Genomic DNA, 23,010 nt, shown 5'->3' on the forward strand with positions numbered 1-23,010 from the left:
CGCCCCCTGGGTCAACACCCGCAGGAGCGGCTGTTGGCCGCGACCGCACCGTTGGCGGCCAGCTACCGCTCCTACAAGGATTGGCCTCGGCCGGCGAAGCGCTCTCGCAATTCACGCTTGAGAATCTTTCCGCTGGCGTTCTTGGGTAGCTGCGGCACCACCTCCACCAGCTTGGGTGTCTTGAAGCCGGCCAGGCGCTCGCGGCAGTGGCGGATGATGTCGTCGCCCCCCACCGACTGCCCTGGGCGCGGCACCACCACGGCCATCACGGCCTCGATCCAGCGCGGATGCGGCACGCCGAACACGGCGACCTCGGACACCGCCGGGTGGGCGAAGATGACCTCCTCCACCTCGCGGCTGGCGACGTTCTCGCCGCCGGTCTTGATCATGTCCTTCTTGCGGTCGACGACGGTGAGGTAGCCCTCCTCGTCCATCACGCCCAGATCGCCGCTGTGGAACCAGCCGTTACGGAAGGCCTCGGCGGTCTTCTCCGGGTTCTTCCAGTAGCCGAGCGTGACATGCGGGCCACGGTGCACGATCTCGCCGACCGTGCCGGGCGGCACCGGACGGTCGTCGTCATCCACCACGCGGGTCTCGACGTTGATCGCGGGGCGGCCGGCGGAGCCGAGCTTGCGCAACTGGTCCTCGGGACGCAGCACCGTGGCCACCGGCGACATTTCGGTCTGGCCGTAGAAGTTGAACAGCCGCAGCTGCGGCAGGCGCGTGGTGATCTCCTTGATGATCTCGCCCGGCATGATCGAGGCGCCGTAGTAGCCCTTGCGCAGCGAGGACAGGTCGCTGCGGTCGAAGTCGGCATGGCGCAGCAGCGCGATCCAGACCGTGGGCGGGCAGAACAGCTTGGTGGCGCGCTCGCGCTGGATGGCGGCCAGCATCGCCGCCGGATCGGGGCCCGGCAGCACGATGTTGGTCGCGCCCAGGTAGAGGCCGGGCGTCAGGAAGGCATCGAGCTGGGCGCAGTGGAACAGCGGCAGGGAATGGACCTCGATGTCGTCGGCGGCCATCTCGCCGTCGGCGATGCAGCTGCCGTAGTGGGAATACAGGCAGCGCGCCGACAGCAGGGCACCCTTGGGGCGCGACTCGGTACCGCTGGTGTAGAGCATCTGCACCGGCTCGTCGTCGCCGACCGGGACGTCCGGTGCCGTGGCATCGGCGTGGGTCATCCAGTCCTGCACCCATTCCCAGCCCGGGGAAACCTCGCCGCCCTTGTCCCGGATGGCCCCACGCAGCTTCGGGGATATGCCGGACTCGGCGATGGCGGCGTCGGCGACACCGGCCAGTGCGTCCTCGGCGATCACGCCGCGGACCTCGGCATTGCCGAGGATGTAGCCCACCTCGGCGGCGTTGAGCATGAAATTGACCGGCACCGTCACGGCGCCCAGGCGCGCCAGCGCGAAGCGGACCACGACGAAGGCGTGGTTGTTGCGCGACAGCAGGGCCACGTGGTCGCCCCTGGCGATGCCGCGGGCCGCGATGGCGTTGGCCGTGCGGTTCACGGTCTCGTCGAGTTCGGCGTAGGTCTGGCGCAGTCCGCCATAGACCAGGGCCGTCTTGCGCGGAAAGCGGGCGGCGCTGCGCCACAGCAGATCGGCGAGGCGGTGGCTGCGGGCACTGGCGATCAGGGCGCCGGCCGGGGAGTTCGTGTCGGAGGTCATCGGGAGAGGTCCGGGACCCGGGACAATGGATCCTTCGGGGCCAAGCTGGTGGAAGGCCGAGGCGCTGTCAACGCAGCCCCGGAGCGGTTGCCGCCATAGAACAATGATTCATCTTGCCCAGTCAACGCCGCAGATTCCGCACCCTGGGCTTTTCTACGATCATGAAGCCAGGAGACCCGGGCGGGTGGGACGCCCGGGAGCAGAAGAACACAAGAGGTACACGCTTGAGCAAGCTATCCCTGGTGGACGACACCTTCCTGCGCCTGGAGAGCCGGCGCCAGCCGCTGCATATCGGCATGCTGATGCTGTTCGAGCCGCCGGCGGACGCCCCGCCGGATTTCGCCGCGAAGCTGGCCGAGAAGCTGCGGCAGTCGACGCTGGCGGTGCCGCCCTTCAACCAGCGCCTGGAGCGCCGCCGCGGCATGCATTACTGGGTGGAGGACGACGATTTCGACCTCGCCCACCATTTCGTGCACATGTCTCTGCCCAAGCCCGGACGCATCCGCGAGCTGCTTTCCGTGGTGTCCCGCGTGCATTCGGTTCACCTGGACCGCGCCTACCCGCTGTGGCGCCTGTACCTGATCGAAGGGCTCGAGGACGGGCGCATCGCGGTGTACCTGAAGATCCACCACTCCGTGGTGGATGGCGTGGGTGGCATCCGCATGCTGATGGCCTCCATGTCGAAGAACATGGCGGAATCGGTCCTGATGCGACCGCCCTGGGAGATCGGCGCGACCAAGCAGAAGATGCAGGCCATGCCGGTGCCGGTGCCGATGGTGGAGAGCTTCAACGCGCTGAAGCTGATGGCGCGCGAGGGCCTGAATTCCGCGATGCCGGTGATCCGCCGCGTGCGTGAAACGCTGCGCGAGCACCGCAAGGGCAACAGCGATATCGCCCTGGCCGGCGAGGCGCCGCGCTGCGTGCTCAACAGCAAGGTCAGCGCCACGCGGCGCTTTGCCGCGCAGCAGTATTCCACCGCGCGCATGCGTGCCGTGGGCAAGGCTGCCGGAGGCACGCTCAACGACGTGGTCCTGGCCATGTGCGGCGGCGCGCTGCGCCGCTACCTGATCTCCCTGAACCAGCTGCCGGAAAAGCCGCTGATCGCCGGCGTGCCGATCTCCATCCGCCGCGACGACACCATGTCGGGCAACGAGGTGGCCTTCACCATCGCCCACCTCGCCACGAACCTGGAAGACCCGGTGGAGCGACTGCAGGCGATCAAGCGCTGCATGGACAAGAACAAGGAGCGCCTGCTGGACTTCTCGCCGGCGCAGGTCATGGCCTATGCCGCGATGATGCTGATGCCCGGCGCGCTCGGCATGCTGCTGGACCGCTCGGGCAGCAGCACGCTGGGCAGCGTGGTGGTGTCCCATGTGCCGGGTCCGCGCGAGGACATCTACTGGCAGGGCGCACGCCTCGCGGGCCTCTACCCCGCCTCGCTGCTGTTCGACGGCCTGGCCCTCAACATCACCGTGATCAGCCGCCACGACTACGTGGACTTCGGCGTGATCGCCTGCCGGAAGTCGGTGCCGCAGGTGCAGCGCCTGCTCGACTATCTCGAAGACGAACTGGTGGCGCTCGAAAACGCCGTCCTGGGGAGAAATCCGTGACGCAGAAGTGGACGACGGCAAGGATGCCGTCACAGGCAGGCCGCACCGCCATCGTGACCGGCGCCAACAGCGGGCTCGGCCTGGAGACGGCGATCGCGCTGGCCGCCGCCGGAGCCAGGGTGATCATGGCCTGCCGCAATCCGGCGAAGGCCGCCGCCGCCCTGGAGAAGGTCCGCGAGCGCGTACCGAACGCAGACGCGGCGCTGATGACGCTGGACCTGTCCAGCCTGGCCTCGGTGCGGACCTTCGCGGAGCAATTCAAGGCCCAGCATCCGCGGCTGGACCTGCTGGTCAACAATGCCGGCATCCTCGGCGTGCCGCTGGGGCATACCGCGGATGGTTTCGAGAACCACATGGGTACGAACCACCTCGGGCACTTCGCGCTGACGGGGCTGCTGATCGACCCGATCCTGGCGACGCCGGGAGCACGCGTCATCACCGTGGGCAGCCTCGGCCACTGGCGCGGCAAGCTGGACCTGGACGACCTCCATTTCGAGCGGACACCCTATGTGCCTTTCGCCGGCTATGCCAACAGCAAGCAGGCCAACCTTCTCTTCGTCACGGAACTGGCGCGGCGCCTGGCGGCCAAGGGCTCGGGCGTGATCGCCGCGGCGGGGCATCCGGGCGGCGCCGACACCACGATCAAGCCGCGCACCGATACCTTCAAGCAGCGCTTCGAGGACGCGGTGATCGCACCCATCGCGCGGCGCTGGCTGATCAACACGGCGGCGGCCGGTGCCCTGCCGACGCTGTATGCGGCGACCATGCCGGACGTGAAGCCGGACGACTACTGGGGGCCGGATGGTTTCGCCGGGCTGCGCGGCTACCCGACCCAGGCACGGCGCAAGGCCAGCAGCAAGGATCCGGAACTGGCGAGGCGGCTGTGGGAGGTTTCGGCGAGGCTGACGGGGGTTTCGTACCTGGATTGAGGCTGGAGGTGCACGACACGCGCCCTGCAAACAGCGACGTCATGCCGGCAAAAGCGGCATCCAGTCCCCGACCTGAGTGGCCACGGCCATGACTGGATAGCGGCTTTCGCCGGTATGACGTGGCCATTTCATCGCAGTGCCCAAGGTCCGGCAGGAACCCGAACCTGCGGCCTGAGCGTTGCAGGTTCAAATCCTGCCCCCGCTACCATTTCATCTCAGCGCCCCTTCCATTCCGGCTTCCGCTTCTCCGCGAACGCCCGCGGGCCTTCCTGGGCGTCCTTGCTGCAGTAGGTGTGCTCGTGCGCGGCGCGCGCGGCCTGCAGGGCGGCGGAGCGGCCCATCTCGGTGGCCAGCATCACGGTCTCGCGGCCGGCCTTGACCGACAGCGGAGCCCCTTCGAGGACTTCCTTCGCCAACTCGATGGCGGTGTCCAGCAGGGTGGCGGGTTCGGCCAGCCGGTTCACCAGGCCGATCTCGTAGGCGCGCTGGGCACTGATCGGCCTGCCGGTGAGGATGATCTCCATCATGATGCGCTGGGGGATCATGTGGATCAGCGGCGCGGCCCAGGGCGAGCCGCGACCGACCTTGACCTCGGTGATGGCGAACTTCGCCGTCGTGCTGGCCACGCAGAGGTCGCAGGCCTGGGCGATCATCCAGCCGCCGGCGAAGGCCAGGCCGTTCACGGCGGCGATGGTGGGCTTGGACAGTTCGATGTTGTCGTAGGGCATCGGGAACATGTCGCGCGGCGGCACGCGCAGGCCGCGCTCGACCATCTCCTTGAGATCCCCGCCCGCGCAGAAAGCCTTGTCGCCACTGCCGGTGAGGATCGCGATGCGCAGCTTCTCATCGCGCTCGAAGCGCTCCCAGGCCGCAAACAGGCCCTCCCTTACCTCCCGGCTCAGCGCGTTGCGCGTATCCGGTCGGTTGATGGTCAGGATGGCGATGCCGTCTTCACGGGCATCGAAGAGGACGGCGTCGGTCATTTTTTGAATCTCCTACTGCTGCGAAAAAGTGCGTTCGTGCTGAAGTCCTGAGCCTGTCGAAGGATCGAAGCCCGGGCGGACTTTCCCAACCGTCGGTCAACAAGTTGCCGCCCACCCTTCGACAAGCTCGCCTGGAGGCGCCTACTTCTGGCAGGGCGAACGGCAACTCTGCAGGGTTCCCACGCTCTGCTCCACCCCGCCGCACCTTTTTCCGTCAGAAGCCGCGCCTGAAGATGTCGTGCGCGGCACGCTCCAGGCTCTCGCGGAAATCCGGATGGGCGATGGCGATCAGGCGGCGGGCGCGCTCGGCCAGGGTCTGGCCCTTGAGTTCGGCGGCACCGAACTCGGTGACGATCACGTCCACGTCGCTGCGCGCGGTGGTGACGGGGCCGGACAGGGCCGGCACGATCTTGCTCAGCGTGCCGCCCTTGGCGGTGGCGGCCAGCGCGATGATCGAGCGGCCGCCCGGGGAGCGCGAACCGGCGCGGACGAAGTCCACCTGCCCGCCGGTGCCGCCCAGATACGCGCTGCCGCTCTGCTCGGCATTGACCTGGCCGCTGAGGTCCACCTCCAGCGCGGAATTGATCGTGACCAGCCGCTCCAGTCTCGCCAGAACGGCGGCATCGTGGGTGTAGGCGGTCGCGCACATGCGGATCTGCGGGTTCTGGTGCGCCCACCGGTAGAGGCGGCGCGTGCCGATCAGCGCGCCGTTGATGGAGACCCCGGTGTCGATGGCCTTGCGGGCATTGGTGACCACGCCGGCCTCGACCAGCTCCACCAGGCCGTCGCCGAGCATGCCCGAATGCACGCCCAGGTCGCGGCGATCCCGCAGCAGGCGCAGGATGGCGTCGGGCACGGCACCGACGCCGGTCTGCAGCACGGCGCCGTCGCCGATGTAGGCGGCGGCGTGCCTCGCGATGGCCTCGTCCGTGGGGCCGATCTTCGCGGCGGCCACTTCCACCGGCATGCGCGAGACGCCTACGGCGCAGTCGATGCGCGACGCCGGCAACTTCTCGCCCAGGGTCTGCGGCACCTGCTCGTTGACCTCGGCGATGACCACGCGGGCCTTGTTCACCATGGCCTGCACGTGGTCGCTTATGAGGCCGAAGCTGTGGTTGCCGTCTTCATCGGCCGGGCTGACCTGCACGAAGGCGACATCGCAGGGAATGATGCCCTGCTCGATCATGGGTCCGACCTGGCTGACATGGCAGGGCACGATGCCCAGCCTGCCGGCGGCGGTCAGCGCGCGCAGCGTGCCGATGGCGCCCATGCTGCTGAGCGAGAAGCCGCGGACGGCCTCCGGCGTCAGCAGGCTGGAGAAGCTGGTGGCGGTGAAGGCGGCGAGATCGCCAATGCCCTCGGCCTGTGCGATCAGGGCCTCCACCAGGGTCTGCGGCTCGCCGCAGGCCTGGCCCCAGACGATGCGGTCGCCACGCCGCAGGAAGCGGCCGAGGTCCAGCCGGGCCGCGTCGGTGACGAGTCTCATGCGCGGCCCGCGAGCTTGAGCAGCTGCTGCGCGCGGGCGAGGTAGGGCCGGTCCAGCATCGCACCCTTGTAGCCGATGGTGCCCAGGCCCAGGTTGGCGGCGAACAGGTCCACGATCTCCTGTGCCTGCGCGATCTCCTGCGCGCTGGGCATGAAGGCCTCGTTGATGACCTCCACCTGGGCCGGGTGGATGGCGAGCATGCCGCGGAAGCCGGCACGGCGGCACTGCGTGGCGCGCCGGCGCAGGCCGTCCAGGTCGCGGAAATCGCCCTGGATGGTATCGATGGCCGCCACGCGGGCGGCGGCGGCGCCAACCAGGCAGAGGCTTCGCGCCAGCTCGTAGGTGAAGCCGTAGCTGCCGTCGGCGTTCTTGTTCTCGCTGGCGCCCAGTTCGTCGGCGAGGTCTTCCGCCCCCCAGGTCATGGCGACCAGGCGCGGCGCGCCGATGTAGCTGCCGGTGTTGAGCATGCCCTCGGCGGTTTCGGTGACCAGGGGGAAGACCCTGGTGCTGCCGGGCTCGATGCCGTTGGCGGCTTCCAGCGCGGAGAGGTAGTGATCCAGCACGACGAGGTCATGGCCGCCGCGGGTCTTCGGCACCATGACGCCGCCGGGCTTGCCGGGCATGACGGCGGCGAGATCGGTGAGGGCATGCGGGCCCTGCAGCGGATTGATGCGCACCCAGAGACGCGAGCGCGCGGCGGGATCCGCCCTCTCCAGGAAGGCGCGCACCAGGGCGCGGGCGCGGGGCTTCTCGGCCTCCGCCACGGCGTCTTCCAGATCGAACAGCGCGACGTCGGCCGCGCTGGCGGCGGCCTTTTCCATCTTCTTCTCGCTGTCGCCGGGGGCGAACAGCCAGGAGCGGGCGCCGAAGAGTTCCTGGGCTTGGGTCATGGTGCTGTCTCGATCTCAAGAAAGTCGTTTTGCCGCGTAGGAATGCGGAGGGAACTGCCGAGCCGGAACCCTTCTCCCGCCAGGAGAGGGGCTGGGGCGAGGGACGCGGGACAAGGTGACGGCCTTGCTTGCTTCACGCACCGTCCCTCACCCGCGCCTGCGGCGCGACCTCTCCCGGAGGAGAGGCAAGACGTGAACCGATCCCGATCCGCGTGCATCCGTGCAAGCCATGGCAGAGAGCCTTTTTCAAGCTCAGTAAGACTTGGGAAGCTCCAGCACCTTCTCGGCGAGGAAGTTCAGGATCATGTGCGGGCTCACCGGCGCGGTGCGCGGGATCAGCACCTCCCGCAGCAGGCGCTCGATGTGGTACTCCTGCGCGTAACCCATGCCGCCCAGCGTGAGCATCGCGGTGTGGCAGGCCTCGAAGGCGAACTCGCCGGCCAGGTACTTGCCGGTGTTGGCCTCGACGCCGCATTCCTGCCCCTTGTCGAACAGCGTGGCGGCCTTCATCACCATGAGGTTGGCGGCCTCCAGCTGCGCCCAGCACTTGGCCAGCGGGTGCTGGATGCCCTGGTTCATGCCGATGGGGCGGCCGAACACGATGCGCTCGCGGGCGTAGCGCGCGGCGCGGAAGATGGCGGCGCGGCCGATGCCGATGGCCTCGGCGGCCACCAGCACGCGCTCCGGGTTCAGGCCATGCAGCAGGATCTTGAAGCCCTGCCCTTCCTCGCCGATGCGGTCCTCTTCCGGCACGAAGAGATCGTTGATGAACAGCATGTTGGAGTCCACCGCGTGGCGGCCCATCTTGTGGATGAGGCGCACCTCGACCTTGGCGCGGTCCAGGTCGGTATAGAACAGCGACAGGCCTTCGGTCTTCTTCTTGACCTGCTCCAGCGGCGTGGTGCGCGCCAGCAGCAGCATCTTGTTGGAGACCTGCGCGGTGGAGATCCAGATCTTCTCGCCGTTGACGAGGTAGCCGCCCTCGCGTTTCTCGGCGCGGGTCTTGATCTCGGTGGTGTTCAGGCCCGCATTGGGCTCGGTGACGGCGAAGCAGACGCGGTCCTCGCCGCCGACCACGCGCGGCAGGATGCGCTTCTTCTGCTGCTCGTTGCCGAACAGCACCACCGGCTGCACGCTGAATACCGGGATATGGATGCTGGAGGCGCCGCTCATGCCGGCGCCGGACTCGGCCACCGCCTGCATCATCACCGCCGCCTCGGTGATGCCCAGGCCGGAGCCTCCGTATTCCGAGGGCATGGCCATGCCCAGCCAGCCGCCCTCCACCATCGACCGGAAGAACTCCTGGGGGAACACGCCGTCATGGTCGTGCTGCAGCCAGTACTCCGGAGAGAACTGCTGACAGTGCTTCAGGATCGTGTCGCGGATGTTCTGCTGGTCCGGCGTCAGTGAGAAGTCCATGATTTTCAACCCGATAGTGGCTATCCAGGACAGCCGGCGCCCCTCCCCGGGGCTTCGGCTTATGTACTGATATTAGCTCATTGTACTGGAATGCGTACGGCCTTCATGAAAGAATCCCGCCATGGCACGAGGAGGATCAGGGTCCATGGGCAGTTCCTTGAAGCGCAGCGGTCCGCTGGCGGGCGTGAAGGTGGTTGATCTCACGGCGATGGTCATGGGGCCCTATTGCACGCAGATCATGGCGGACCTCGGCGCCGACGTGATCAAGGTGGAGCCGCCGGAGGGCGACGGCACGCGCTACATCTCCGTGGGCCCCTCCCCGACCATGGGCGGCGTCTTCGCCAACGTGAACCGCGGCAAGCGCAGCGTGATCCTCGATCTGCGCACGGAGGCCGGCAAGGCCGCGCTATGGACCCTGGTGGAGCAGGCCGACGTCTTCATCCACACCATGCGCTCCAAGGCCATCGCCAAGCTCGGCTTCAGCTACGGCGAAGTGGCCCGGCGCAATCCCGGCATCGTCTACACCAATGCCTACGGCTACAGCCGCCGCGGCCCGGCGGGCGACCAACCCGCCTATGACGACACCATTCAGGCCGAGTGCGGCCTGACCGCCGTACAGCAGATGCTGACCGGCGAGGCCAGCTTCGTCGGCACCATCGCCGCCGACAAGGTGGCAGGCCTCACCGTGCTCTACGCCACGACGATGGCGCTGTTCCACAAGGCGCGCACGGGCGAGGGCCAGGAAGTGGAAGTGGGCATGTTCGAGACCATGGCCTCCTTCATGCTGGTGGAGCATGCCAATGGCGCCATGTTCAGCCCGCCGCTGGGCGAGGCCTTCTACCCGCGCGCCGTGGCGCGCAACCGCCGGCCCTATCGCACGAAGGACGGCCAGATCGCGGCGCTGATCTACAACGACAAGCACTGGAGCCTGTTCGTGAAGGCGGTGCAGCCGGCCTGGGTGGATGACAGCATGGCCACGCTGAAGCAGCGCGCCCAGCAGATCGACAAGGTGTACGGCCTGCTGGCGGAGACCTTCAAGGAACGCACGACGCAGGAGTGGCTGGACCTGCTGGGCGAACTGGGCATCCCCGCGGCGCCGCTGCGCACGCCGGCGGAGCTGTTCGACAACGAGCACCTGAATGCCACCGGGTTCTTCGAGACGGTGGATTCACAGCATGGGCCGGTGCGGTTTCCAGGCGTGCCGACGTGGTTCTCGCAGACGCCGGGGCGAATCGCCGGCCCCGCGCCCGAGTTGGGGGAACATACGGGAGAGGTGCTGGAGGAGTATGGACTCGCGATGGTGGCGGAAAAAGCAGCGAGCTGAGCGCTCCGACTCAGGGGCGCCCGCGCGGCGACCCTTGGCACCACCAGCCGGGTCTGCAGCCTTGACGCCGCCCGCCTTGACGGACAGTCGCCCGGGCTTCACCAACCGCTCTGCCCGCATGGCATACAGGATATATACAAGCTCGCCGTCCTCCCTGTAGGAGATGCGGCAAGGCGACTCAATGAGCTGACGATAACGCCAGCCCTTGAGTTCAGGGGGCTTCGGGCCGCGCTTGGGATGCTGGGCCAACTGCTCTACATCCCGGAACGCCTTCTGCACCAACTCCCGCGCCGCTTCGGGATTCTCCAACGTAATGTAGTCGGCAATGGCGTCAAGATCGCTCAACGCCGGCTCAGTCCAGATTACTTGAGCCATCTTGCCATGCGCTTCTTGGCCTCGGCATGAGAAACGGTGCGGCCTTCCTCGATCGCCTTTTTCTCCGCGGGCGATGCCTTACAGCAAGCTCGTCCGCTGCTGCGGAGCGCGATAGCCGAGGCTGGCCGAAATCGCCGCCGCTTCTTGCCCAACCATCACAGCCAGTTCGTCTCCGCGCGATTGCTGGCGTGAACTGGGCGCCGCAACGATCAGGGCGCCGATGGCCGTGCCGGTAGCGTCGCGTACGACAGCGGCGGTACCGCTGGCCCCATCCGCCGCCTGATCCATGGTCTGCGCCACGCCAGCCTCGCGCGCAGCGGCAATGATCTCCGCAAGCTTCTGCTTGTCGACTTCCGTGCTGGCGGTGAGCGACTGCGGCTTGAGTTGGCGCAGGTAGTCCTTCACTTCTTCCTCGGGCTCCGCGGCCAGCAGGACGCGGCCGCCCGCAGTGCAGTAGAGGGGGCGGCGGTCGCCGACCGAGACGGTGAAGCGGACGACCTTGCGGCTCTCGATGGCGTCCACGTAGGTGAGCATGCCGCTGTCGGCATCGCGCACGGCGAACAGGACGGTTTCGCCGGAGCGCTCGGCCAGGCGGCGCATGCCGGCGCGGACGAGATCGGAGGACTGGAAGCGGCGGCGGGCTTCGAGCAGGGCGCTGCCGAGGCCGAAGGCGCGGGGGCCGAGCCGGTAGCTGCCTTCCGCCAGGTCCACGATGCCCTCCTCCACCAGGCCGCGCAGCAGGGCGGCGATGCTGGTCTTGGGAGCCTGCAGCACGCGGCTCAGCTGCGCCAGGCCCATGGGCTCGGGGCTGGCGCAGAGGGCTTCCAGGATGTGGATGACCCGGGTGACGGACTGCGGGGAGTTCATATCCCTATTATGCGGGGCAGGCGCGGGGTGGGGTCAAAACAGATGCGCGTGGGCTGAAGCCCACCCTACGACTTTCCATCGGCGGTCGACGAGTTGCCGCCCACCCTTCGACAGGCTCAGGGCGAACGGCAACTTTTAGGCGTAGCTGGCGCCAGAAGGATCTACAGAAGCCCTCTCGGCAGCTGCTCCTGCGTTGCCCTACCTCGGGCATCCATGCCCTCGTCCCCTACCCCTCTCCCGCAAGCGGGAGGGAAGCGAAAACGCGTGGGCTGAAGCCCACCCTACCAACGACTGGCCTGTCTCCGGTCGAAGCTGCGGTGGGGAGTCCGCCCGTACTTCGACAGGCTCGCCTGGAGGCGCCTACTTCTGGCAGCACGAACGGACTTCGAGGCTTGGTGGGTGTCCCTACCCGTCTTAAGCGAACACTTCGGCGAACAGGCCCTGCATCGCCGCCCAGGAACGGCGGTCGGCGCCGGCGTTGTAGGCGAATCCGGGAGCGCCGCGCGCGTCGGCGTCCGGGTTGGTGAAGCTGTGGACGACGTTGCCGTGGCTGAGGAGTTGCCAGTCCACCTTGTCGCGGGTCAGTTCGGCGAGGATGGCGGCCAGGGGCTCGGGCTTCATCAGGGGGTCTTCGGCGCCGTGGCAGACGAGGACCTTGGCCTTGATCTTGCCGGCGTCGGCCTCCAGCGGCGGCTGCAGGCCGGCGTGGAAGGTGACGATGGCGGACAAGGGAGCGCCGCTGCGCGCGAGTTCCAGGCTGCAGGCGCCGCCGAAGCAGAAGCCGATGGCAGCGGTGCGGGCGGCATCCACCTGCGGCTGCGCCCGCAGCAATTCATGGGCGGCCTGCAGGCGCGCACGCCAGGCGGCGCGGTCGCCGAACAGGGCGAGGATCGCGGGGCGGACCTGGGCCAGGTCCTGGAACTCGCGGCCTTCGCCGTGGATATCCACGGCCAGCGCGGCGTAGCCCAACTCGGCGAGGCGCCGGGCCCGCTGCAGGGCGTGGTCACCCAGGCCGAAGGCCTCGGGGAAGACCAGCACGCCGGGGCGCGGGCCCTGCAGGGTTTCGTCGAGGAAGAACTGGTGGATGTGGCGCTGGCCGTTCTCGGTGGTTTCGATGGGCTGCTGGTGCATGGGGATTCCTCCTGGCGTGGCATGCCGGAAATTGGCGGGTGTTACGGAAACCCTCTCCCGGCCTTCGGCCACCCTCTCCCGCAGGCGGAAGGGGGACGGCAACGCATAGAAAAAGGCGGAACGGCAGGACCGTTCCGCCCAATGATAGGAGACTCGACGAGGAGAGCCTCCCAGTGCTCTTGCGGCGGACCCTGGCCCGCGGCGGTGAAGCTAGAACTGGCTGGCCGGCGTGCGCAGGACCAGGCCGTCGAGTTCGCCGGTGATCCTGATCTGGCAGCAGAGGCGGCTGTTCTCCTCCACGGAGAGCGAGCCTTCCAGCAGCATCTTCTCTTCCTCCGACATGGGCGGCAGCTTGGCCAGCCAGGCCGCGTCCACGTAGGTGTGGCAGGTGGCACAGCTGCAGGCGCCGCCGCAGTCGCCGACGATGCCCGGCACGAGGTTGTCGAGCGCGGCCTGCATGACGGTGCTGCCCACTCCCGCCTCCACGTCGCGCTGGGTGCCGTTGTGCTCGATGAAGACGATCTTCGCCATGATTCGGTTCACTTCCACTGAGATTCGAGGGGGACGGGGCCCAGGAGGCTTGCTCCGCGGCTCGGAACATTTATGATATATATTGAATCATAAGATACACAATGGATCATATCAAGGAAAATCTCGCCCCGGCGGGCGTCGTGACGGATGCCCGGATGCTCAGGACCCGCAAGGCCCTGCGCGAGGCCCTGCTCGCGCTGATCGAGCGCAAGCAGCTGGACGAGATCACGATCCGGGACATCGCGGCGGAGGCCGGCATCGGCTACGCCACCTTCTTCCGCCATCACGGCTCCAAGGCGGACCTGCTGGACGACGTGGCGGCGGAGCAGATCGCGCAGCTGATGGCGCGCACGCTGCCGCTGATGGAGTCCACCGATACGAAGGCGGGCTGCCGGGCGCTGGCGGAGTACGTCCATGCGAACCGCGCGATCTGGTCCGCCCTGCTGACCGGGGGCGCCTCGGGGGCGATGCGCGAGACCTTCATCCGCATGTCGGTCCAGGGCGCGGCCCACATCAAGACGCTGAGCTGGCTGCCGGTGGAGCTGGGCGCGGTGTTCGGCGTGGGGGCCACGGTGGAGATCCTGGCCTGGTGGCTGCGCCGGCCGGACGAGGTCTCCACCGAGCAGATCGCGGAGATCCTGCATCGGCTGGTGGTGGTGCCGACGGTGGGGAGCGGGTGAGGACGGAGAAGTCCGGAGCTCCCTGCAGAACCCTTTCGCACAGAACCTGCGGAAGGCCGAGGGAAATGCTCCCGCCGTCGATCAACGAGCTGCCGCCCACCCTTCGACAGGCTCAGGGCGAACGGCAACTGGCCAGAACGTCCCTTCCCCCATAAAAAAAGCCGCCGTTGCCTTGGGGCAGCGGCGGCTGGATTTGCATCAGACCTTACTTGGAGCGCTTCTTCACGCTCGCGCCCACCTGCTTGGTGATGCGGGCGTCCAGGTCCGGGAATTTCTCGGGGCGCATGGTGCCGTGCAGGCTCAGGCGCAGCATCTCGCTGGAGAAGCGCTTGGCCATGGCCTGGCGCTCCTTGGCGGTGCGGGCATGGGCGCGGGCGAACACCGGCCAGAGGAAGGTGCTGATCAGCATCATCACGGAATGCACTTCCGCGTCGATGCCGGGCTGGGCCATGTCGGATTGGGCGAAGCGCTCGAAGTGGGCGCGGTATTCGTTCCAGAAGGGATCGCTGGCGGGGCGGTTGGAGCTGAGCACCTCGAACAGCCAGACGCGGCCCAGCTCGGGGTTCTCCATGGCGAACTCGGCCATGTGCTCGGCTACGTCCTGGGCATTGGGCATCTCGCCCTTTTCCGGGTTGCCGCCGCCGAACACGGCTTGGCGCAGGCGCTCGGACATCCAGGCGGTGGTGGCTTCCAGGAGCTGTTCGCGGGTCGGGAAGTGCTGGTAGGCGGTGCCGCGGTTGACGCCGGCAAGCTGCGCCACCTGGGACACGCTCAGGCCCTCGGGACCGTCCTTGGCCAGCAGCGTGCCCGCGGCCTCCAGGATCGCCAGCCTCGTGCCTTCCGGGTCCCGCTTGCGCCTTTGCATTTTCTTTCCTGTCCCTGTCGCGATTGCCCCGTCGAACATTTTGTCTAACTCCCTGTCCTTTGGCCAATTTTAGCCGCTTTTAGCGGCTTCATATACAACGATGTTGTCTATATTAGGAAGGTGTTCATCGCGACGCGGGGCGGCTCAGGCGAATTCGTAGGCCTCCAGCCACTCGGCGATGGCCCGCACGAAGCGGGCTGCGTCCGCGCCGTTGATGACGCGGTGGTCATAGCTCAGCGACAGCGGCAGCAACTGGCGCAGCACGGGCTTGCCCTCCCCGTCCGGCAGGAAACGGTCCTGCGTGCGGCAGATGCCGAGGATGGCGACCTCGGGCGCGTTGATGATCGGCGTGAAGCCGGTGCCGCCGATGTGGCCGAGCGAGGACAGCGTGAAGCAGCCGCCGGACATCTCGGCCATCGACAGGCCCTTGCTGCGCGCCTTCTCGGAGATGCGCGCCACTTCCTCGCCGATGGCGTCGATGCCCTTGCTGTCGCAGTCGCGCAGCACCGGCACCAGCAGGCCGGCGGGCACGTCCACGGCGATGCCGATGTGGAAGTACTGGCGCGAGGTCAGCGTGGTGCCGTCGGCACTCAGCGCGCTGTTGAAACGCGGGTAGCGCTGCAGGGCTGCCACCGAGGCCTTGACCAGGGCGGACAGCAGCGAGCGCTTGTGCTCGGGGTGCGCGGCGTTCCAGGCCTTGCGGCGCTGCTCGAACACGGTGATGTCGGCGTCGTCATGATGCGTGACATGCGGGATGGACACCCAGTTGCGGTGCATGGCCCGCGCGACGTACTGCTGGGTCTTGCCCAGCGGCTTGGCTTCCACCGGGCCGTAGGACGAAAGGTCGTCGGCCGGCCAGGGTAGCAGGTTATTGAGGTTGCTCATACGCGCTCGATGATGATGGCGGGAGCCATGCCGCCGGCGGCGCACATGGTGACGAGGGCACGCTTGGCATCGCGGCGCTCCAGTTCGTCCAGCACGGTGCCGATCAGCACGGCACCGGTGGCGCCGATGGGGTGGCCCAGCGCGATGGCGCCGCCGTTGACGTTGATCCTCTCGCGGTCGATGCCGAGATCGCGGATGAATTTCTCCACCACCACGGCGAAGGCCTCGTTGACCTCGAAGAGGTCGATGTCCCTGATCGTGAGGCCGGCCTTGGCCAGCACCTTGCGCGCCGCCGGCACCGGGGCGTTGAGCATCAGCGTCGGATCGTCTCCGAGATTGGCCGTGGCCACCACGCGGGCGCGCGGCTTGAGGCCGCGCTTCCGGGCGTAGCCCTCCGAGGCCAGCAGCAGCGCGGCGGCGCCATCCACGACGCCGGAGGAACTGCCGGCGTGGTGCACGGGCTCGATCTTCAGGTCCGGGTAGCGCAGGTTGATGAGCTTGCGGAAGGTGGTGCCCTTGGCGTCGATCGGCATGTCGGCGATCTGCGCGAAGCTGGGCTTGAGGCCGGCCAGGTCGGCCAGCGTGGTGTCGGGGCGCGGATACTCCTCGCGGTCCAGGATCACCTGTCCGTCGTCGCCGACGACCGGCACGGTGGAGCGCGCGAAGCGGCCTTCCCTGATGGCGCGCGCCGCGCGTTGCTGGCTCTCCAGCGAGAAGGCGTCCAGAGCCTCGCGGCCGATGCCTTCCAGCGAGGCGATGGCATCCGCGCAGACGCCCTGGTGCGACTGCGGGTGCCGCGCAGCGAGGCGCGCGTTGCCGGAGCCCATCATCAGCGACTTGAAGCCTGCCGCACGCTCCTGCTCGGAGATCGTGGTGATCAGCGACATCATCTCGGTGCCGCCGGCAATCACCAGGTCTTCCATGCCGGAGCGGATCTGCGCCGCGGCCAGGCTGGCGGCGGTGATGCCGCTGCCGCAGAAGCGGTCCAGCGTGACGCCGCTGACGCGCACGTCGAAGCCGGCGTCCAGGGCCGCCATGCGGCCCATGTCGCCGCCCTGCATGCCCTTCTGCGCGCTGGTGCCCCAGATGACGTCGTCGATCTCGGCGGTATCCAGGCTGTTGCGCTGCTGCAGCGCGGACAGCACGGTGGCGGCGAGATGCTGCGGGTGCAGGTTCACCAGCGCGCCCTTGCCGGGCTTGCCGAGGCCGCGCGGCGTGCGCACGGCGTCGATGATCAGGGCTTCGGTCATTCTGTTCTCCTTGGCGGGCGCACGTCGGAAGCGCTCCGGGGCTTGTGGCTTTGGGGCAGTATAGGGCGGCTTCCGGGTATTAGTCGACAGTGTTGCCTATTTATATGGGACGTGGTGCCGGCGAAAGGCGGTATCCAGCCCCAGACGGGAGCTGCCGTGGAAACGACTGGATACCGGCTTTCGCCGGCATGACGGCTCTCAAGGCGTGAACAGAGGCGGATGGTCGCCGCGGTTGTCCGGCGTGTCGGCGTGCCAGCGCACGGAGCCGTGGGGGCGCTCCAGGCGGCGGTGCACGCGGGGGCCGCTGCCGGGGGTATGGAAGCTGTCGGCCTTGAGCTGCAGGTCGCGGTCGGCCTGGGTGAAGCGGCTGCGCTGGCGCAGGTAGTCGCCCCAGGTAGGACAGTGGTAGCGCTCGGTCCAGAGCTCGGCGTCGGCGATGTCGCGGGCCAGCGACCAGTCGAAGGCGCCGTTGCGCAGGCGCATGCCCTGCAGCTCCTGCATGACCTGGTAGAACTGCCGCGCCTGCCCGGGGTCCACGCGGTACTCGATCTCGATGACGATGGGGCCGCTGCGCGCGGTGATGGGCAGCGCCACCTCCGGCTCGTTGGAGATCTCGAAGGGCTCGGTGCCGGCCGGCTTCAGCGGCGGCATTGGCCATAGCCGGCCGATCAGCGGGGTCAGCGCCAGCATCAGGCCGGACGCCATCAGCGTGCCCTGCAGCCCCCACTCCGCCGTCAGCAGGCCCCAGATCCAGGCGCCCAGGGCGATGCCGCCGGTGAGGGCGGACTGGAACCACGACAGGGCCCGGGCGGCGACCCAGCGCGGCGCGGACAGCTGCACGCCGACGCTCAGCAGCGTGGTCTGCAGCAGGTAGAACACGCCGGCCACGGCCATCACCAGCACGCTCAGCAGCAGGCTGTGGCTGAGGCCCAGCAGGATCACCATCAGGCCCGCCAGCACGGAGCAGAGGCTGACCGCCATTTCCGCCTGGAGACGTTCGCGCACGGCGCTGACCGCCAGCGCGCCGGCGATGGCGCCGATACCCATGGCGCCGAGCAGCAGGCCGTAGGTGCTGGCATCGCCTTGCAGCAGGTCGCGCGCCACCAGCGGCGTCAGCGCCGACAGCGAGGCGCCGGCGAAGCCGGTGGCGAAGCCGCGGATCATCACGCTGCGCACCGGCGGCGAATGGATGGCGTAGCGCGCGCCGGAGATGATGGCGCGGTGCAGGCGCTCCGGCGGCAGGCGCGGCGGTACGTGCTTGCGCTGCCAGAGGTAGAAGGCCAGCAGCAGCGGCAGGTAGAACACGGCATTGACCGCGAAGGTGGCCATGGCGCCGGCCGCCACCACCAGCAGGCCGCCGATGGCGGGACCGAAGCTGCGCGCGATGTTGTAGCTGACCGAGGACAGCGCCACGGCGGCCGGCAGGGTTTCCGGCTTCACCTGCTCGATCACGGAGGCCTGCCAGGCGGGGCCGTAGAGCGCGACGCCCGAGCCGATCAGGAAGCAGAACGCCAGCAGCAGCCAGGGCGTGGTGAGGCCCAGCCCGGCGATGACCGTCAGCGTGGCGGCGCAGCAGGTGGCGAAGCCGAGGCCCGCCATGGCGACCTTGCGGCGGTCGAACATGTCGGCGATGGCGCCGGCCGGAACCGCGACCAGCATCAGCGGCAGCATCAGCGCGGTCTGCACCAGGGCCACCATGCCCGGCGAGGGGGTGAGCCGGGTCATCTCCCAGGCGGCACCGACGCCCTGGATCAGCTGGCCGAGGTTGGACAGCAGGCTGGCCGACCAGATGATGAGGAAGCTGCGCTCGCGCAGCGGCTCGAAGGCGGCCCAGCCGCGGGACGAGGGGCTGTCGACGGGAGCGGTCATGGCGACGCGAACCGGCGCGGACGCGAGGCGGCGGAGCGGGCGGCGGGGCTGGGATCGGGGAGGCTCATGCCGGGAGTGCGCTGTGCATGCGCCAAGCCTACCCGCTCGGGGCTCAGGCCGCCCCGCCCTGGCGGTCGATGAAGCCGAACACGGCGTCGTTGAAGGCGTCGTTGGCATCGCCGGCCACCATGTGGTGGGCACCGGCGATATCGATGTATTCCGCGTGGGGCACCCACTCGTGGAACTCGCGCACGGATGCCTCGCTGACGATCTGGCTGCGCCCTCCCCTCAGCAGGAGGGTGGGCAGGCGCAGCGAGCGGGCCGGCTGCTCGAAGGGATTGGGCCCGTCGAAGCGGTGCTTGGCGCCGGCGTCGCGGCCCATCTGCATGAAGGCCGGGTCCCAATGCCAGTACCAGCGGCCGTTGCGCAGGCGCAGGTTGCGCTGCAGGCCGCGGGTATCGCGCGGGCGCTCGCGGTGCGGCAGGTAGGCGGACACCGCGTCGGCGGCCTCCTCCAGCGAGGCGAAGCCGTCGGGCGCGCTGTCCATGAAGGCGATCACCTCGCGGGCGCCGCGCTCCTCGACCCGCGGGGCGATATCCACCAGCACCAGGGCGGAGGCCGGCGCCGGAAGCTCGCCGCAGACCAGGATGCTGACCAGCCCGCCGAGGGAAGCCCCGACCAGGACGGGCGGGCGCGGCAACTGCGCGATGACCTCGCGCAGGTCGGCGGCGAACAGCGGCAGGCCGTAGCGGCCGTCGGGCGACCAGTCGCTGTCGCCGTGGCCGCGCAGGTCCAGCGCGATGCCGCGGTAGCCGCGGGCCGCGGCTTCGGCCAGTGCGCGCCGCCAGCTCTGGCGCGTCTGGCCGCTGCCATGCAGGAACAGGATGACGGGGCCGCCGGCGGGCCCGGCGCCATCGGCCGCCAGCGTCAGGCCCGAGCCGCGGAACCGCAGGCTCTCGATCTCGTCCACCGCGGGCGCATCGCGGCTCAGGAGGAGGCCTGCGGGCCCTCGGCCGCCATTGCCGCCACCACTTCGTGGTAGGCGCGGTGGCATTCCAGCCCGGCCGGCGCGCCGCAGTAGCCGGTGACATGGAAGAACAGGGCCTTCAGCTCCTCCGGCTTGATGCCATTGCGCAGGGCATTGCGGATGTGCACCTTCATCTCGTTGCTGCGGCCCATGGCGCTGACCAGGGCGACGGTGATGAGGGTGCGCTCGCGGATCGGCAGCTCTCCGCCGCTCCAGACCTTGCCCCAGACCGCTTCGGTCACGTACTCCTGGATGTCGCGGTTGAACTCCGGCGCGTTGTGCATGGCATTGGCCACGTAGGCCTCGCCCAGCAGCCGGGTACGGCGCTCCAGGCCCTTCCTGAGGTCTTCGCTCGACATCGTTTCGCTCCTGATCGGGATGGTCGGGCGCAGGTTACTTCATCGTCGGCATCGAGAACTCGGCGCGGCTCTCCAGCTCGCGCGGCCAGCGCTGGGTGATGGCCTTGAGGCGGGTGTAGAAGCGCACGCCCTCGCGGCCGTAGATGTGGTGGTCGCCGAACAGCGAGCTGCGCCAGCCGCCGAAGCTGTGGAAGGCGACGGGAACCGGCAGCGGCACGTTGACGCCGACCATGCCGACCTCGATGGCGGAGGTGAACGCGCGTGCGGCAGCGCCGTTGCGGGTGAAGATGGCCGTGCCGTTGGCGTAGGGATGGGCGTTGATCAGCTTGATGGCCGCGTCCAGGTCGGGCACGCGCAGGATGCCGAGCACCGGCCCGAAGATCTCTTCCTTGTAGATGCGCATCTGCGGCTGCACACCGTCGAACAGCGAGCCGCCGAGGAAGAAGCCGGGCTTGTCGAGGAAGCCGGGGCGACCGTCGATCAGCAGCTTGGCGCCCTCGCCGATGCCGGTGGAGATGTAGTCGGCCACCTTGTTGCGGTGCTCGCCGGTGATCAGCGGGCCCATCTCGGTGGCGTTGTCGGTGGGCAGGCCGACCTTGAGCGCCCGAACCCTGGGCGAGAGCTTCTCGATCAGGCGGTCGGCGCATTCGTCGCCGACGGCAACGGCGACGGAGATGGCCATGCAGCGCTCGCCGGCGGAGCCGTAGGCGGCGCCGAGCAGGGCCTCGACGGCATCGTCGATGTCGGCGTCCGGCATGATGACCATGTGGTTCTTGGCCCCCCCCAGGGCCTGCACGCGCTTGCCCTGCAGGGTGCCCTGCTGGTGCACGTGGCGGGCGACCGGCGTGGAGCCGACGAAGCTGATGGCGGCGACGTCCGGATGCTGCAGCAGGCCGTCGACGGCGGTGCGGTCGCCCTGCAGCACGTTGAACACGCCTGCCGGCAGGCCGGCCTCGGCGAGCAGGCGCGCCAGGATGATGGAGGCGGAGGGATCGCGCTCCGAGGGCTTGAGGATGAAGCTGTTGCCGCAGGCCAGGGCCACCGGGAACATCCACAGCGGCACCATCGCCGGGAAGTTGAACGGGGTGATGCCGGCGACCACGCCCAGCGGCTGGCGGATGCTGTAGGCATCCACGCCGGTGCCGACGTTCTCGTTGTACTCGCCCTTGATCAGGTCCGGGATGCCGCAGGCGAACTCGACCACTTCGAGGCCGCGCACGACTTCGCCGCGTGCGTCGCTGACGGTCTTGCCGTGCTCGGCGGAGATGGCATGGGCCAATTCGTCGCTGGCGGCTTCCAGCAACTGGCGGAACTTGAACAGCACGCGGGCGCGGCGCAGCGGCGGGGTGTTGGCCCAGCCGGGGAATGCGGCCCTGGCCACCTGCACGCACTGGTCCAGCTCCTCGGCCGAGGCGAAGGGCACCCTGGCGGTGACCAGGCCCGTGCTCGGGTTGTAGACATCGCCGCTGCGACCCTGGGTGGCCACGGCCTTGCCGCCGATCCAGTGGGGAACCGTGGGGACGGAGGCGAGATTCGATTGCGCGGATGCGGACATGCGGGACCCTGGATTTTGGCGGACGGCGAATGGGGCGACCGGGCGCGGCCCGGTTATTCCCCCACGCTAGCGCGCGGGTCAACTCAAGTCAACAGTGTTGTTGATTCAGTCAAGGGGCAGGCCGTGGCGGAGCAAGAAATGCTCCCCTCTCCCGCTTGCGGGAGAGGGAACGATGGCACTAGACCGCGAAGCTGTAGCCGCCATTGACGGGATAGGTCTGGCCGGTGATCCAGCCTGCCCCTTCCGAACAGAGGAACAGGGCCATGGCGGCCACATCGTCGGGCTGGCCGAAGCGGCGGATGGCATAGCGCGCGAGCAGGGCCTTGGCCTGTTCGCTGGCCAGGAATTCGCTCTTCTGCGGTTCTTCCAGCGCGGGTTCCAGCGTGGACAGGGAGATGCAGTTGGCGGTGATGCCGTGGCGCCCGGCCTCGCGGGCGATGGAGCGCATGAAGCCGGCCGCGCCGGCCTTGGCGGCGGCATAGACCGCCAGGCGCGCCTCGCCGATGCGGCCGGCGTCGGAAATGACCGTGACGATGCGCCCGCGCTCCTGCGCCACCATGCCCGGCAGGGCGGCGTGGCAGCAGTTCATGACGCCCTGCAGGTTGGTGCGCAGGAAACGATCCCAGTCCGCGGGCCCGGTTTCCCAGAACAGGCCGGTGGGCCGCATGCTGCGGCCGGGCCCGGTATTGCCGGCATTGTTGACCAGGATCGTGACCGGTCCCAGCGTGGCGGCGCGGGCCATGGCGGCCTGCACGGCGGCATGGTCGCCGACGTCCGCGGGCGCCGCGGCGGCCGGCACGCCCAGCGCGCGGATTTCCGCGGCGACGGCTTCCGCGCGCTCCGGCAGGTAGTCGTTCACGGCGACGCCGCCGGCCCCGTGCCGCGCCAGCGCCAGGGCGATGGCGCGGCCGGCGCCCTGGCCCGCCCCGCTGACGAAGGCGACCTGTCCGCCGAGATCCAGCGGATCGGGGCCGATCATGCCCGCCCCGCCCTCAGGCGGCCTTGGAATGGTGGGAGAACATCTTCATGAGGTCGCCGGAGGTGATCGGGCGGGCCTGCTCGCCCTCCGCCAGCGGCTTGGCGCCGCCGCTGGACACCGGCGTGGTGTCCACCCCGTCGGCCTTGGCCCTCGCCCGCAGCGCCCCCACCGTCAGGTCCTCGCGACGGTGGTGCTTGAATGGGTCGAAGTTGAAGAAGCGCATCGCGTTGCCGTGCGTGACCTTGTCGATCTGCGCATCGGTGAGATGCCGGATGCTCTTGTACAGGTACTCCGGAACCTCCGGCCACAGGCTGTCCGAATGC

Annotated in this window: 20 protein-coding genes and 2 pseudogenes; 4 read left to right on the forward strand and 18 right to left on the reverse strand. The window is 68.7% G+C overall.

What is annotated here, in order from left to right; genetic code table 11:
• Positions 1-71: 71 nt before the first annotated feature.
• On the reverse strand, positions 72-1,673 hold the full coding sequence (locus tag C3942_RS20505; protein ID WP_104232237.1) for an acyl-CoA synthetase: 1,602 nt from the start codon (positions 1,671-1,673) through the stop codon (positions 72-74).
• A 224-nt stretch (positions 1,674-1,897) separates the two neighbouring features.
• Here C3942_RS20505 and C3942_RS20510 point away from each other — a divergent pair, with 224 nt between their 5' ends.
• The gene (locus tag C3942_RS20510; RefSeq protein ID WP_165797562.1) at positions 1,898-3,283 is read left to right on the forward strand and encodes a WS/DGAT/MGAT family O-acyltransferase; all 1,386 of its coding nucleotides are present in this window, start codon (positions 1,898-1,900) and stop codon (positions 3,281-3,283) included.
• Positions 3,280-4,212, forward strand: a complete 933-nt coding sequence (locus tag C3942_RS20515; RefSeq protein WP_104232239.1) for an oxidoreductase — start codon at positions 3,280-3,282, stop codon at positions 4,210-4,212. Before C3942_RS20510 ends, C3942_RS20515 begins: the two co-directional genes overlap by 4 nt.
• A gap of 215 nt (positions 4,213-4,427) precedes the next feature.
• Here the strand turns inward: C3942_RS20515 and C3942_RS20520 are convergent, their stop codons facing one another.
• The 4 genes from C3942_RS20520 to C3942_RS20535 form a co-directional block, all read right to left on the reverse strand.
• The gene (locus C3942_RS20520; protein WP_104232240.1) at positions 4,428-5,195 is read right to left on the reverse strand and encodes an enoyl-CoA hydratase/isomerase family protein; all 768 of its coding nucleotides are present in this window, start codon (positions 5,193-5,195) and stop codon (positions 4,428-4,430) included.
• A gap of 214 nt (positions 5,196-5,409) precedes the next feature.
• A complete protein-coding gene (locus C3942_RS20525) occupies positions 5,410-6,681 on the reverse strand; it encodes an acetyl-CoA hydrolase/transferase family protein (RefSeq protein ID WP_104232241.1) in 1,272 nt (423 codons plus the stop codon).
• Entirely contained in the window at positions 6,678-7,571 is an 894-nt protein-coding gene (locus C3942_RS20530) for an HpcH/HpaI aldolase/citrate lyase family protein (RefSeq protein ID WP_104232242.1), read from the reverse strand. The genes C3942_RS20525 and C3942_RS20530 overlap by 4 nt, the downstream gene beginning before the upstream one ends.
• 252 nt (positions 7,572-7,823) lie before the next feature.
• Positions 7,824-8,990, reverse strand: a complete 1,167-nt coding sequence (locus C3942_RS20535; RefSeq protein ID WP_104232243.1) for an acyl-CoA dehydrogenase family protein — start codon at positions 8,988-8,990, stop codon at positions 7,824-7,826.
• 175 nt (positions 8,991-9,165) lie between these two features.
• Here C3942_RS20535 and C3942_RS20540 point away from each other — a divergent pair, with 175 nt between their 5' ends.
• Positions 9,166-10,314, forward strand: a complete 1,149-nt coding sequence (locus tag C3942_RS20540; protein WP_104232259.1) for a CaiB/BaiF CoA transferase family protein — start codon at positions 9,166-9,168, stop codon at positions 10,312-10,314.
• Positions 10,315-10,395: 81 nt separating this feature from the next.
• Here C3942_RS20540 and C3942_RS23010 read toward each other — a convergent pair.
• The 4 genes and pseudogenes from C3942_RS23010 to C3942_RS20560 all read right to left on the reverse strand — a co-directional run.
• A pseudogene (locus C3942_RS23010) lies at positions 10,396-10,689 on the reverse strand (type II toxin-antitoxin system RelE/ParE family toxin); the annotation flags it as partial.
• Between the two features lie 78 nt (positions 10,690-10,767).
• A complete protein-coding gene (locus C3942_RS20550; protein WP_207766179.1) occupies positions 10,768-11,556 on the reverse strand; it encodes an IclR family transcriptional regulator in 789 nt (262 codons plus the stop codon).
• 414 nt (positions 11,557-11,970) lie between these two features.
• A complete protein-coding gene (locus C3942_RS20555; protein WP_104232244.1) occupies positions 11,971-12,687 on the reverse strand; it encodes a dienelactone hydrolase family protein in 717 nt (238 codons plus the stop codon).
• Positions 12,688-12,897: 210 nt separating this feature from the next.
• Positions 12,898-13,218, reverse strand: coding sequence for a 2Fe-2S iron-sulfur cluster-binding protein (locus tag C3942_RS20560; protein WP_104232245.1), 321 nt, complete (start codon positions 13,216-13,218; stop codon positions 12,898-12,900).
• Between the two features lie 101 nt (positions 13,219-13,319).
• Here C3942_RS20560 and C3942_RS20565 point away from each other — a divergent pair, with 101 nt between their 5' ends.
• Entirely contained in the window at positions 13,320-13,898 is a 579-nt protein-coding gene (locus C3942_RS20565) for a TetR/AcrR family transcriptional regulator (protein ID WP_104232246.1), read from the forward strand.
• Between the two features lie 205 nt (positions 13,899-14,103).
• Here C3942_RS20565 and C3942_RS20570 read toward each other — a convergent pair whose 3' ends face one another.
• From C3942_RS20570 to C3942_RS20610, 9 genes and pseudogenes are all read right to left on the reverse strand, one after another.
• On the reverse strand, positions 14,104-14,763 hold the full coding sequence (locus C3942_RS20570) for a TetR/AcrR family transcriptional regulator (protein ID WP_104232247.1): 660 nt from the start codon (positions 14,761-14,763) through the stop codon (positions 14,104-14,106).
• A gap of 144 nt (positions 14,764-14,907) precedes the next feature.
• A complete protein-coding gene (locus C3942_RS20575; protein WP_104232248.1) occupies positions 14,908-15,648 on the reverse strand; it encodes a 2-oxo acid dehydrogenase subunit E2 in 741 nt (246 codons plus the stop codon).
• Positions 15,645-16,898, reverse strand: a complete 1,254-nt coding sequence (locus C3942_RS20580) for an acetyl-CoA C-acetyltransferase (RefSeq protein WP_104232249.1) — start codon at positions 16,896-16,898, stop codon at positions 15,645-15,647. The genes C3942_RS20575 and C3942_RS20580 overlap by 4 nt, the downstream gene beginning before the upstream one ends.
• A gap of 198 nt (positions 16,899-17,096) precedes the next feature.
• Complete coding sequence (locus tag C3942_RS20585; RefSeq protein ID WP_104232250.1) at positions 17,097-18,767, reverse strand: MFS transporter; 1,671 nt, start codon at positions 18,765-18,767, stop codon at positions 17,097-17,099.
• Between the two features lie 112 nt (positions 18,768-18,879).
• Complete coding sequence (locus tag C3942_RS20590; RefSeq protein WP_207766180.1) at positions 18,880-19,737, reverse strand: alpha/beta fold hydrolase; 858 nt, start codon at positions 19,735-19,737, stop codon at positions 18,880-18,882.
• 17 nt (positions 19,738-19,754) lie between these two features.
• The gene (locus tag C3942_RS20595) at positions 19,755-20,153 is read right to left on the reverse strand and encodes a carboxymuconolactone decarboxylase family protein (RefSeq protein WP_104232252.1); all 399 of its coding nucleotides are present in this window, start codon (positions 20,151-20,153) and stop codon (positions 19,755-19,757) included.
• 34 nt (positions 20,154-20,187) lie between these two features.
• On the reverse strand, positions 20,188-21,708 hold the full coding sequence (locus C3942_RS20600) for a CoA-acylating methylmalonate-semialdehyde dehydrogenase (protein ID WP_104232253.1): 1,521 nt from the start codon (positions 21,706-21,708) through the stop codon (positions 20,188-20,190).
• A 178-nt stretch (positions 21,709-21,886) separates the two neighbouring features.
• Entirely contained in the window at positions 21,887-22,687 is an 801-nt protein-coding gene (locus C3942_RS20605; RefSeq protein ID WP_104232254.1) for an SDR family NAD(P)-dependent oxidoreductase, read from the reverse strand.
• 13 nt (positions 22,688-22,700) lie between these two features.
• A pseudogene (locus tag C3942_RS20610) lies at positions 22,701-23,010 on the reverse strand (amidohydrolase family protein); the annotation flags it as partial.

Source organism: Solimonas fluminis (genome assembly GCF_002930645.1).
GTDB lineage: Bacteria > Pseudomonadota > Gammaproteobacteria > Nevskiales > Nevskiaceae > Solimonas_A > Solimonas_A fluminis.

Coding starts and splice junctions, on each gene's coding strand:
- C3942_RS20505 (WP_104232237.1), bottom strand. CDS start 1,673: ATGACCTCCGACACGAACTCCCCGGCCGGCGCCCTGATCGCCAGTGCC.
- C3942_RS20520 (WP_104232240.1), bottom strand. CDS start 5,195: ATGACCGACGCCGTCCTCTTCGATGCCCGTGAAGACGGCATCGCCATC.
- C3942_RS20525 (WP_104232241.1), bottom strand. CDS start 6,681: ATGAGACTCGTCACCGACGCGGCCCGGCTGGACCTCGGCCGCTTCCTG.
- C3942_RS20530 (WP_104232242.1), bottom strand. CDS start 7,571: ATGACCCAAGCCCAGGAACTCTTCGGCGCCCGCTCCTGGCTGTTCGCC.
- C3942_RS20535 (WP_104232243.1), bottom strand. CDS start 8,990: ATGGACTTCTCACTGACGCCGGACCAGCAGAACATCCGCGACACGATC.
- C3942_RS20550 (WP_207766179.1), bottom strand. CDS start 11,556: ATGAACTCCCCGCAGTCCGTCACCCGGGTCATCCACATCCTGGAAGCC.
- C3942_RS20555 (WP_104232244.1), bottom strand. CDS start 12,687: ATGCACCAGCAGCCCATCGAAACCACCGAGAACGGCCAGCGCCACATC.
- C3942_RS20560 (WP_104232245.1), bottom strand. CDS start 13,218: ATGGCGAAGATCGTCTTCATCGAGCACAACGGCACCCAGCGCGACGTG.
- C3942_RS20565 (WP_104232246.1), top strand. CDS start 13,320: ATGGATCATATCAAGGAAAATCTCGCCCCGGCGGGCGTCGTGACGGAT.
- C3942_RS20570 (WP_104232247.1), bottom strand. CDS start 14,763: ATGCAAAGGCGCAAGCGGGACCCGGAAGGCACGAGGCTGGCGATCCTG.
- C3942_RS20575 (WP_104232248.1), bottom strand. CDS start 15,648: ATGAGCAACCTCAATAACCTGCTACCCTGGCCGGCCGACGACCTTTCG.
- C3942_RS20580 (WP_104232249.1), bottom strand. CDS start 16,898: ATGACCGAAGCCCTGATCATCGACGCCGTGCGCACGCCGCGCGGCCTC.
- C3942_RS20585 (WP_104232250.1), bottom strand. CDS start 18,767: ATGACCGCTCCCGTCGACAGCCCCTCGTCCCGCGGCTGGGCCGCCTTC.
- C3942_RS20595 (WP_104232252.1), bottom strand. CDS start 20,153: ATGTCGAGCGAAGACCTCAGGAAGGGCCTGGAGCGCCGTACCCGGCTG.
- C3942_RS20600 (WP_104232253.1), bottom strand. CDS start 21,708: ATGTCCGCATCCGCGCAATCGAATCTCGCCTCCGTCCCCACGGTTCCC.
- C3942_RS20605 (WP_104232254.1), bottom strand. CDS start 22,687: ATGATCGGCCCCGATCCGCTGGATCTCGGCGGACAGGTCGCCTTCGTC.